The organism is Janibacter sp. LM, from assembly GCF_039631275.1.
GTDB classification, from domain to species: Bacteria; Actinomycetota; Actinomycetes; order Actinomycetales; family Dermatophilaceae; genus Janibacter; species Janibacter terrae.
Window position 1 is genome coordinate 151,925 of record NZ_JBDIVG010000020.1, and the last position, 9,979, is coordinate 161,903.

At 72.9% G+C, this 9,979-nt stretch carries 13 protein-coding genes and 1 tRNA gene; 9 read left to right on the plus strand and 5 right to left on the minus strand.

Features of this window, described 5'->3' with window-relative positions; all coding sequences use genetic code 11:
- Window positions 1-47: 47 nt before the first annotated feature.
- Window positions 48-1,244, plus strand: a complete 1,197-nt coding sequence (glgA, locus tag ABC138_RS12280; protein WP_345913829.1) for a glycogen synthase — start codon at window positions 48-50, stop codon at window positions 1,242-1,244.
- On the opposite strand, the gene ABC138_RS12285 is transcribed toward glgA, so the two are convergent.
- On the minus strand, window positions 1,217-1,753 hold the full coding sequence (locus ABC138_RS12285) for a GNAT family N-acetyltransferase (protein WP_068323962.1): 537 nt from the start codon (window positions 1,751-1,753) through the stop codon (window positions 1,217-1,219). The genes glgA and ABC138_RS12285 overlap by 28 nt on opposite strands.
- Window positions 1,735-2,490, minus strand: a complete 756-nt coding sequence (locus tag ABC138_RS12290; RefSeq protein WP_345913830.1) for a hypothetical protein — start codon at window positions 2,488-2,490, stop codon at window positions 1,735-1,737. The genes ABC138_RS12285 and ABC138_RS12290 overlap by 19 nt, the downstream gene beginning before the upstream one ends.
- A gap of 37 nt (window positions 2,491-2,527) precedes the next feature.
- Between ABC138_RS12290 and ABC138_RS12295 the strand changes: the two genes are divergently transcribed.
- The 6 genes from ABC138_RS12295 to ABC138_RS12320 are packed head-to-tail and all read left to right on the plus strand — an operon-like array spanning window position 2,528 to window position 7,379.
- On the plus strand, window positions 2,528-3,316 hold the full coding sequence (locus ABC138_RS12295) for an ABC transporter ATP-binding protein (protein ID WP_068323968.1): 789 nt from the start codon (window positions 2,528-2,530) through the stop codon (window positions 3,314-3,316).
- A gap of 44 nt (window positions 3,317-3,360) precedes the next feature.
- A complete protein-coding gene (locus ABC138_RS12300) occupies window positions 3,361-3,816 on the plus strand; it encodes an NfeD family protein (RefSeq protein ID WP_245634674.1) in 456 nt (151 codons plus the stop codon).
- Between the two features lie 37 nt (window positions 3,817-3,853).
- Window positions 3,854-5,008 (plus strand): SPFH domain-containing protein, encoded by a 1,155-nt coding sequence (locus tag ABC138_RS12305; protein WP_345913831.1) that lies wholly within the window; start codon window positions 3,854-3,856, stop codon window positions 5,006-5,008.
- A 56-nt stretch (window positions 5,009-5,064) separates the two neighbouring features.
- Window positions 5,065-5,838 carry a sulfite exporter TauE/SafE family protein gene (locus ABC138_RS12310; protein ID WP_338538084.1) on the plus strand — a complete coding sequence of 258 codons (774 nt, stop codon included), beginning with the start codon at window positions 5,065-5,067 and terminating at the stop codon, window positions 5,836-5,838.
- A complete protein-coding gene (locus tag ABC138_RS12315; RefSeq protein ID WP_345913832.1) occupies window positions 5,835-6,560 on the plus strand; it encodes a sulfite exporter TauE/SafE family protein in 726 nt (241 codons plus the stop codon). The genes ABC138_RS12310 and ABC138_RS12315 overlap by 4 nt, the downstream gene beginning before the upstream one ends.
- A gap of 9 nt (window positions 6,561-6,569) precedes the next feature.
- Window positions 6,570-7,379, plus strand: a complete 810-nt coding sequence (locus tag ABC138_RS12320; protein WP_345913833.1) for an RNA methyltransferase — start codon at window positions 6,570-6,572, stop codon at window positions 7,377-7,379.
- Between the two features lie 6 nt (window positions 7,380-7,385).
- Here the strand turns inward: ABC138_RS12320 and ABC138_RS12325 are convergent, their stop codons facing one another.
- Genes ABC138_RS12325 through ABC138_RS12335 form a run of 3 tightly spaced genes read right to left on the minus strand, consistent with a single transcriptional unit; the run spans window position 7,386 to window position 9,115 of the window.
- The gene (locus ABC138_RS12325) at window positions 7,386-7,931 is read right to left on the minus strand and encodes a YbhB/YbcL family Raf kinase inhibitor-like protein (RefSeq protein WP_068421401.1); all 546 of its coding nucleotides are present in this window, start codon (window positions 7,929-7,931) and stop codon (window positions 7,386-7,388) included.
- A gap of 39 nt (window positions 7,932-7,970) precedes the next feature.
- Window positions 7,971-8,351: a DUF3037 domain-containing protein gene (locus ABC138_RS12330; RefSeq protein WP_345913834.1), complete on the minus strand. Its 381-nt coding sequence runs from the start codon at window positions 8,349-8,351 to the stop codon at window positions 7,971-7,973.
- Entirely contained in the window at window positions 8,348-9,115 is a 768-nt protein-coding gene (locus ABC138_RS12335; RefSeq protein ID WP_345913835.1) for a HipA family kinase, read from the minus strand. Before ABC138_RS12335 ends, ABC138_RS12330 begins: the two co-directional genes overlap by 4 nt.
- Before the next feature lie 58 nt (window positions 9,116-9,173).
- Between ABC138_RS12335 and ABC138_RS12340 the strand changes: the two genes are divergently transcribed.
- Both ABC138_RS12340 and ABC138_RS12345 read left to right on the plus strand, forming a co-directional pair.
- Window positions 9,174-9,587, plus strand: a complete 414-nt coding sequence (locus ABC138_RS12340) for a VOC family protein (RefSeq protein WP_068421410.1) — start codon at window positions 9,174-9,176, stop codon at window positions 9,585-9,587.
- Window positions 9,588-9,702: 115 nt separating this feature from the next.
- Window positions 9,703-9,788: transfer RNA gene (locus tag ABC138_RS12345), tRNA-Leu, on the plus strand.
- The last annotated feature ends 191 nt before the right edge of the window (window positions 9,789-9,979 follow it).

The window sequence follows — 9,979 nt, forward strand, 5'->3', positions numbered from 1 at the left end:
CTTCGCTCCACCGCCGAACCTAGTCCCTCCGGGCCTACGCTGGGCGGGTGCGCGTCGACATCTTGTCCAAGGAGTACCCCCCGGCGGTCTACGGCGGTGCCGGGGTCCACGTCGCGGAGCTGAGCCGCGCCCTGCGGGAGCGTGGTGACATCGACGTGCGCGTGCGCTGCTTCGGCGACCCCAGGGACGAAGGGGGGACGACCGGCTACCCCGACCCGCCCGGCCTCGTGGGGGCCAACCCCGCCCTGACGACGATGGGCGTCGACCTGGCCATGGCGGCGGACTGCGGGGGAGCGGACCTCGTGCACAGCCACACCTGGTACGCCAACTTCGCCGGCCACACCGCCTCGCTGCTGCACGGCGTGCCGCACGTCGTCTCGGCGCACAGCCTCGAGCCGCTGCGCCCGTGGAAGGCCGAGCAGCTCGGCGGCGGCTATGCCCTCTCGTCGTGGGTGGAGCGCACCGCCTACGAGGCGGCAGCCGGGGTCATCGCCGTCAGCCACGGCATGCGGGCCGACATCCTGCGCAGCTACCCCTCGATCGACCCCGAGCGGGTCCACGTCGTGCACAACGGGATCGACGCGCAGCTGTGGCGGGCGCAGCCCGACGAGGAGGTCGTGCGACGCCACGGGGTCGACCCCGACCGTCCGTCGGTCGTCTTCGTCGGCCGGATCACCCGGCAGAAGGGCCTGCCCCACCTCCTGCGCGCGGCTCGCGAGCTGCCGCCCGAGGTCCAGCTCGTGCTGTGCGCGGGTGCGCCGGACACCCCCGAGATCCTCGCCGAGGTCGAGGCGCTGATGAGCGACCTGCGCGCGTCGCGCGACGGGGTCGTGTGGATCCGCGAGATGCTCCCCCGGGCCGAGGTCATCGCGCTGCTCACGGCCGGCACGGTCTTCGCCTGCCCGTCCGTCTACGAGCCGCTCGGCATCGTCAACCTCGAGGCGATGGCGTGCGGGCTGCCCGTCGTCGCGACGGCCACGGGCGGGATCCCGGAGGTCGTCGTCGACGGGGGGACCGGGTGGCTGGTCCCGATCGAGCAGGTCCAGGACGGGACCGGGGCGCCCGTCGACGCCGACCGCTTCGAGAGCGACCTCGTCGCCGCCCTCACGGACGCCCTCTCCGACCCGGCCCGTGCCGCCGAGCGGGGTCGCGCCGGCCGGCAGCGGGCGGTCGAGCACTTCTCGTGGGGCAGCATCGGCGAACGCACCCTCGAGGTCTACTCTGCCGTGCTCGGCCACTCCTGACGGGTCATCTCGGCGACGACCTCGCCGAGCTCCGCGCCGGGCAGCGGGTCCGGCCAGTGACGGACCTCGACGCGCACCTCCCGCATCCCGAGGCGACGCATCACGCCCCGTGACCCGGCGTTGACGTACATCGTCTCGGCACGCACGAGTCGCAGCGCGGGGTCGGCGAAGCCGTCGTCCAGCACGGCCCGGGAGCCCTCCACGGCCAGGCCCTGCCGCCACGCGCGCCGGGCGAGCCGGTAGCCGAGCTCGGCGGTCCCCCCTTCGCGCGGCCACAGGGCCCACCACCCCACGGGACGCCCATCGACGTACCCGACCCACATCGGGCCGGGCAGCCGCGGGGCCCAGTACTCCCTGGCCTCCCGGGCGGTCCGCGCCCGACCGGTGAGGTGTCGCATGACCTCGGGGTCGGCGTCGAGCTCGACGAGGAAGGGGAGGTGCGCCGCGGTCGCCGGCACGAGCGTCATCCGGCCGGTCCGCAGCCGGCGGGTCACCGGCTCGGCACCCACCCGGCCAGCTGGGCGCAGGCCGCGTTGGTCGCGTCGGCGAGCGTCCGCTCGCACTCCCGGGCCAGTCGGCGAAGTGCGGCGGAGCGCGCGTTGTCGTGCGCGGCCGTGACGGCCCCCGACGCCTGCAGCCCCAGATCGGTCGCGACGGCGACGGTCCCGGCGAGGCCGATGACCCGGCGCGCCCGGTCCGGCAGGGCGTCCGGCAGGGCCCAGTCGGTGCCGAGGCGTTCGTCGACGAGGTCGCGGGAGAGGTCGTCGGACCACGGGGTGCCGCCGATCTCGTCGAGCTCGGTGACCGACTCGAGCAGCTGGCGCCGCAGATGGCGCTCCAGCTGGGACAGCTCGAGGGCCTCGACGCGGTGCGGCGGCACGGGGTCGGCGTCGTGCGCCATCCAGTCGATGCGCAGGCCCCGGGCGCCGGCCGAGCCGTAGGTCGAGACCGTCGGCACGAGCATCCCGCCGATGCCGGCGACGTAGAGCGCCTCGCCGGCCACGGTGGCGGCCTCGGCGGCCACCGGTCCGCAGCGGGGGAGCCCGGCGAGGTCACCCGGGCCGGGGAGCGCGACGAGGAGCGCTCCCTCCCCGAGGTCGTGCCAGAGGCCGACCTGCTCCACGAGCCCCTCGGTGTGGTCGACGTCAGGCAGGGCCCGCTCGACCGCGCGGGCAGGGCTCGAGCCGACGGACCACGCGTGCGTGACCCACAGGGCGACACGGACGGAGGCGGGCAGCTCGGGCATCTGTCAGATGGTAGTTCGCGGCGGTTAGGGTCGGAGCATGAGTGACGTCCTCGCCCTGGCCGGAGCCACCGTCGTGCGCGGGGAGACGACCCTCCTCAGCGACATCGACTGGGAGGTCGAGGAGGGCCAGCGCTGGGTGGTCCTCGGCCCCAACGGTGCCGGCAAGACGACGCTGCTCCAGCTGGCCTCGGCCCGCATGCACCCGACCCGCGGCGTCGTCGGGATCCTCGGGGAGGTCCTGGGCGCCGTCGACGTCTTCGAGCTGCGTCCGCGCATCGGCCTGGCGTCCGCCTCGCTGGCCGAGCGCATCCCGGGCGACGAGCGCGTCGCGGACGTCGTCGTGACCGCCTCCTGGGGGGTCGTCGGCCGGTGGCGGGAGTCGTACGACGGCCTGGACCACGAGCGGGCCCGTGAGTTGCTCGACGCCCTCGGCGCCGGGCACCTCGTCGACCGGACCTACGGCACCCTCTCGGAGGGAGAGCGCAAGCGCGTGCAGATCGCCCGCGCGCTCATGACCGACCCGGAGCTGATGCTCCTCGACGAGCCGGCCGCGGGTCTCGACCTCGGTGGTCGCGAGGACCTCGTGCACCGGCTGGGCGTCATCGCCGGCGACCTCGAGGCACCGGCACTCGTCATGGTCACGCACCACGTCGAGGAGATCCCGCCGCACTTCACCGACGTGCTCCTGCTCCGCGAGGGCGAGGTCGTCGCGCAGGGACCGATCGAGATCACCCTGACGGAGGCCAACCTGTCGCAGACCTTCGGGGTCGACCTCGTCCTGGAGCAGCACGGCAACAGGTGGTCCGCACGCGCCCGCACCCAGTGAGCGACAGGGCATGATGAGGGCACGACGCGACGAAGGGGGATGACGTGGACTTCCTGGGAGACAACCTCTGGCTGGTCTGGATGGGTCTGGCCCTCGTCCTCATCGCGATCGAGGCGGCCACGGTCGACTTCGTCTTCGTCATGCTCACCGGTGGTGCGCTCGTCGGTGCCCTGGCCGCCGCGCTCGGGGCGCCGCTCGCCGTGCAGATCGTCCTGGCCGTCGTCGTCGCGCTCCTCCTGATCGCCGTCGTGCGCCCGATCGTCCAACGTCAGTTCACCGACCCCGCGGCCTCCAAGGACATCGGCTCCCGCGCGCTCGCGGGTCGCACCGCCCGCGTCCTCGAGACGGTGACCGACACCGACGGACGCGTCCGTCTCGCCGGCGAGACCTGGAGCGCCCGGGTGCCCCCCGGGCAGGCGCCCTGCGAGCCCGGCGAGGAGGTCCGGGTCGTGTCCATCGACGGCGCGACCGCCATCGTCACCCGAGCACCCAGCGCGTGAAGGCACGCAGAGCGTCCCACCCGACGAAAGGACCGACATGCCCAGCGGCATCCTGATCTTCCTGGCGGCGCTGCTCGTCTTCGCGCTCGTCATCCTCTTCAAGACGGTGCGCATCGTGCCGCAGCAGACCGCGCTCATCATCGAGCGACTGGGCCGCTACAGCCGCACCCTCGAGGGCGGCATCCACATCCTCGTGCCCTTCGTCGACAAGGTGCGCGCAAGCATCGACCTGCGCGAGCAGGTCGTGAGCTTCCCGCCGCAGCCGGTCATCACCTCGGACAACCTCGTCGTCAACATCGACACGGTCATCTACTACACGGTGATCGACGCCAAGAGCGCCGTGTACGAGATCGCCAACTTCATCCAGGGCATCGAGCAGCTCACCGTCACCACGCTGCGCAATGTCATCGGCTCGCTCGACCTCGAGCAGACGCTCACCAGCCGCGACCAGATCAACGGCCAGCTGCGCGGCGCGCTCGACGAGGCGACCGGTCGCTGGGGCATCCGCGTCAACCGCGTCGAGCTCAAGGCGATCGACCCGCCGATGTCGATCCAGGAGTCGATGGAGAAGCAGATGAAGGCCGAGCGGGACCGGCGCGCGGCCATCCTCAACGCGGAGGGCTTCAAGCAGTCGCAGATCCTCACCGCGGAGGGGGAGAAGCAGGCGCAGATCCTGCGGGCCGAGGGCTCGGCCCAGGCGCGTGTCCTGGAGGCGCAGGGCCAGTCCCGGGCCATCAAGCAGGTCTTCGACGCCATCCACCGCGGCAAGCCGACGCAGAAGCTGCTCGCCTACCAGTACCTGCAGGTCCTCCCGCAGATCGCCCAAGGAGACAGCAACAAGATGTGGATCATCCCGAGCGAGCTCACCGACGCCCTGCGGGGCATCGGGGGAGCGCTGGGCCAGTCCGACGGGGGCCCCGACGGCGGGCTCGACGCGGAGGACTGGGTCGACCCGGGCCCGGAGGAGGGCAATGCCTTCGGGGAGACCACGCTCGAGGACCCTGCGCAGGCGCTCGCCGAGGCACGCGGCCAGGCCGGCCAGGCCAGCCGCGAGGCGACCGAGCACGCGACCCCGGCCTCACGGGTCCAGCCCGCCCAGGGCCCGGGCGTCCGGCTGCCCCAGGCGCCTCCTGCGCCGGCGCTCCCCGAGGACCCGACGCCACCCGTCGAGGGCCCCGACACCACGCGCTGATCCTCGGTCCGAGGCCCACCGCGCGACGCCCGGTACCGCCCATCTAGGGTGTCCGGGTGTCGTGGGTAGAGATGGGTGCCGTGGTCCTCGCGGGAGTGTGGGCCGGTGGCATCAACACCCTCGTCGGGTCGGGCACGCTCGTGACCTTCCCGGTGCTCCTCGCCCTCGGGACGCCCGCCGTGACGGCCAACGTCTCCAACTCCGTCGGGCTCGTCGCTGGCGGCGTGAGCGGGTCCATCGGCTACCTCCCCGAGCTGAAGGGGATGGGCAAGCGGGTCGCCCAGCTGGTGCCGATGTCCGTCCTCGGCGCGGTCCTGGGGGCCGTGCTGCTGCTCTGGCTGCCGCCCGAGGCCTTCGAGGCGATCGTCCCGGTGCTCATCGGGATCGGCATCGTCCTCGTGATCGCCGGACCCAGGCTGCAGGCCTGGTCCAAGCGGCACCACCACGACGGCGGACGGATGCCGAGGGGTCACCTCGTCGCCCTCATGGCCGGCGTGCTCGTCGCCGGCATCTACGGCGGCTACTTCGGTGCCGCCCAGGGGGTCATCCTCATCGGGCTGCTGTCGGCCCTGTCGACCGAACCCCTCCAGACGCTCAACGGCCTGAAGAACGTGCTCGGGATGATCGTCAACGCCGTCGGCTCGCTCGTCTTCATCGTCACCGCGCCCGAGCTCATCGACTGGCGCATCGCCGCCCTCGTCGGCGTCGGCGCCCTCCTGGGTGGCGTGCTCGGCGCACGGTACGGCCGGCGCCTGCCGCCCAACGCCCTGCGCGCGGTCATCGTCGTCGTCGGCGTCGCCGGGCTCGTGAAGTTCGTGTTCTTCCCGTGACGGACTGGCTCGACCCCACCATCCTGACCCTGGGGCTGGTCGTCCTCTGCGGCTCCTTCGTCCAGTCCTCCATCGGCTTCGGGATCGCCGTCGTGTCGGCCCCCTTCGTCGTCGTCCTGCGACCGGAGCTCATGCCGGTCGCCCTCCTCGTGTGCTCCTTCGTCCTGCCCGTCGTGCAGCTCGCGAGCGGGCCGCGGGACATCGCCTGGCGGCCGCTCGGCTGGGCGGTCGCCGCCCGCGTGGTCGCGACCCCGATCGGCGTGCTCGTCGTGGCGTCGACCTCCCCGGACGCCATCGCCCTCGCCGTGGGCGTGCTCATCCTCGTGACCGTGGTCGCGTCCGTCGTCGCCATCGAGATCCGGCTGACGCGGGGGAGCGCGATGGCGGCGGGTGCCATCAGTGGAGTCTCCGGGACGGCCGCGTCGATCGGCGGGCCCTTCCTCGCCCTCGTCCTGCGCCACGAGCCGCCTGACCGGCTGCGTTCGACGCTCGCCGTCTTCTTCATCGCCGGTTCGGTGATGGGTATCGGCGGGCTGGCCCTGGCCGGGCAGGCGACGTGGGAGCAGCTGCGCACCGGGCTGCTGTGGATCCCCTTCGTCGTCGTCGGCCACCTCCTCGCGGGACCGCTGCGTCGCCGGATGCCGGCAGAGGCGGTGCGAAGGGGGGTCCTCGCCTTCTGCGTCGTCGCAAGCGTGAGCGTCATCGCCCGGGCGCTGCTCTAGCCTTCGCCTGTGCCGATCCTCATCATCGACCCGACCGACGAGCGCCTGCGCGACTTCGTCGGGCTCACCGACGTCAAGCTGCGGCGCGTCCTCGAGCCGGAGGGCGGTCTCTACCTCGCCGAGAGCGAGAAGGTCATCCGTCGGGCGCTGGCGGCCGGCCACCGGCCGCGGGCGCTGCTCATGGGGGAGCGCTGGCTCACCGACCTCGCCGACGTCGTCGAGCAGGCCGAGGCGGACGGCGTGCCGGTCTACACCGGATCGGCGCAGGTCATCGAGGGCATCACCGGGTACAACCTTCACCGCGGGGCGCTGGCCTCGATGCACCGGCCGGAGCTCCCTTCGCTCGCCGACGTCCTCGACGGTGCCCGCCGGGTGCTCGTCATCGAGGACGTCGTCGACCACACCAACGTCGGGGCGATCTTCCGCTCGGCCGCCGCACTCGGGACCGACGCGGTCCTCGTCACCCCCCGGTGCGCGGACCCGCTGTACCGCAGGGCGATCCGGGTGTCGATGGGGACGGTCTTCCAGGTGCCGTGGACTCGTGTCGAGCCGTGGCCCGCGGGGATCGAGGACCTGCGTGCCGCCGGGTTCACGGTCGCCGCGCTGGCGCTGGCGGACGATGCCGTGGGGCTCGACGAGCTCGCCGCCGACGCCCCCGAGCGGCTCGCCCTCGTCCTCGGGACCGAGGGGGACGGGCTGGCCCGTCGCACCCTCGGCCGCGTGGACGTCACGGTCACCATCCCGATGGCCGGTGGCGTGGACTCGCTGAACGTCGCGGCGGCCGGTGCCGTCGCGGTCTGGGAGCTGCGGGTCCGCTGAGGCCGGTCAGGCCGTGTAGAGGCCGGTGATCACCGCGCGACCGAGCGTGTGCTGGAGGTAGGTGAAGGCCGCGACCGTGCAGCTGACCGAGTCGTCGATGCCCAGGTCGTCGGTGTCGAGCGCGTGCACGGCGAAGACGTACCGGTGGGGACCGTCGCCCTCCGGCGGAGCCGCGCCGCCGAAGGCCTTGGTGCCATAGTCCGTGGCCGTCATGAAGGCACCCTCGGGCAGCTGCGCCCCGCCCTCGGCCCCGGCGCCCTCGGGCAGGGACGTGGTGCCGGCGGGGAGGCCGACGACCGTCCAGTGCCAGAACCCCGCCGGCGTCGGGGCGTCGGGGTCGAAGCAGGAGACGGCGAAGGACTTGGTGCCCTCGGGCGCGCCGCTCCAGCTGAGCTGGGGGCTGCGGTTGCCGCCGGAGAAGCCCCAGTCGTCGAAGACCTGGGCCTCGGCGAGCTCGCCGCCGTCGGTGAAGCTCTCGCTCGTCACCTCGAAGGGGGTGGTCTCCGGGAGCAGGTCGTAGGGGGCTGGTGCAGTGGGTCGGGTGAGGTCCATGAACCCGACCCTAGGACGTGCGCGTCGTGCGTCAACTGCTCACCGCACGAGGCGGTCGAGGAGCCGCTGCACCTCGGCCGCCGGGTCGTCGGTGAGGCCGCTGTGCACCGGTCCCCCCCGCACGACCGTCGAGCGGGGGGCACTCAGCCAGCCGAACCGTCGCCCGTCGTCCCCGAGACGTGGGCGTCCGCCCCCTTCGTGCCCTGCGGCGACGTCGCAGACGGTCCGCAGCGCGGCGTCCAGCTCGTCGAGGTCGAGGTCCGGGGCGAAGGCCCGCAGGCGGTCGCGGTCGACGGCGAAGGCCGCCTCGAGGTGCTCGCCGGCCTGGCTGTGCAGGACGATCCCGACGTTGATGAACTCCTCGCGCTCCGCGCGCGGCACGCAGCGCAGCACGACGTACTGGTAGGGCAGGCGGGTCATCGGGCACCTCCGGGGAGCCAGGCAGCCGGCTGGTCACGTCGGGCGACCAGGTGCTCGAGGTAGGCCCGGCGGGTGTCGGTCGGGGTCGCGAGCTGCTCGGACGTCTCGAGCCACGCGTCGGGGACGAGGTCGAGGACGGCAGCGAGCGTCGAGTCGTCGAGCCGCGCGGCGAGGTCCTCGTGCGCCGGACGCACGTCGTCGACGAGGTCGCCGAGGACGTGGTCCGAGGGGTCGAAGCGCTGCTCGGCGAACCGCTGGGCATCTGGTGCCCGTCGCGCCCACGCGTGGTGGAAGTAGAGCGCGGCCCCGTGGTCGATGACCCACGGCCGGCCGCCCCAGACCAGCAGGTTGGGGTTGGCCCACGTCCGGTCGATGTTGGCGGTGAACGCATCGAGCCAGATGATCGGCGCCGCCTGCTCCGGGGTCGCCGGTCGGCTGCCGTCGTAGCCGAAGGACCCGGGCAGGTAGTCCAGCCCGAGGTTGGTGCCGAGAGAGGCGGTGAGGAGGTCCTGGACCTCTTCGTCGGCCTCGTAGCGGGCGATGTCACGCGGGAGGTCGACGACGGCGAGGCGGGGGACCGGGATGCCCAGCACGCGGGCGATCTCACCGACGACCACCTCGGCGACCAGGACCTTGACGCCCTGTCCGGCGCCGCGGAACTTGACGACGTACATCCCGAGGTCGTCGGCCTCGACGAGCCCCGGGAGGGAGCCCCCTTCGCGCAGCGGTACGGCGAATCGGGTCGCGGTGACGGTCTCGAGCACGGGCCCACAGTAGGCCCCCGGCTGGCGTCTGGCCGCCGATTCACGCAGTCTGGAGCGCATGCTGTCCGGACGACGACCTCCCCACGACTACCTCGGCACCGTGCTCGGCACTCCCGACCCGAGGGGACTGGCACGGTTCTACGCCGAGGTCCTCGGGTGGCGCATCCACTCCGACGAGGAGGACTGGGCGACCATCGCGCCGGACCAGGGCAAGGTCTACCTCGGCTTCCAGCTCGAGCGCGAGCACACCCCGCCGGCCTGGCCGGCCCAGCCGGGGGAGCAGCAGATGCAGATGCACCTCGACATCGAGGTCTCCGATCTCGATGCCGCTGTGGCCGCCGCCCAGCGGCTCGGCGGGCACGTCGCGGAGCACCAGCCGCAGCTCGGCGTGCGCGTCATCATCGACCCCTCCGGCCATCCTTTCTGCCTCTACGTGGGGGCCGCCGAGGAGGCGGCGCAGACACCTGGGTGAGCGGCGCACGAGCCGCGCGATCTCGCCGTCGAACCGGATTTCGCACTCCGGTCATCCGCGTGTAAAGTTTCACGTCGTTGCCCCGGTGGCCCCCAGCCACCGGAATGCACCACTCGTCCGGGTGGCGGAATTGGCAGACGCGCTAGCTTGAGGTGCTAGTGCCCGTATTAGGGCATGGGGGTTCAAGTCCCCCCTCGGACACAGCAGAGATCGGCCCCTCGCTCCATCGGAGCGGGGGGCCTCTTGCGTGTCCCAGGGAGTGTGGGCGTGCCTGTGGCCCGGTCCGTGGGGGCCGGGTGCGGGGCCCTTCGAGGCTCCTTCGTCGCACCTCAGGACAGCGCGGGGCAGCTAGGTGTGCCAGGTGACGCCGCGGGGGGTGGTGGTGGCGGTGA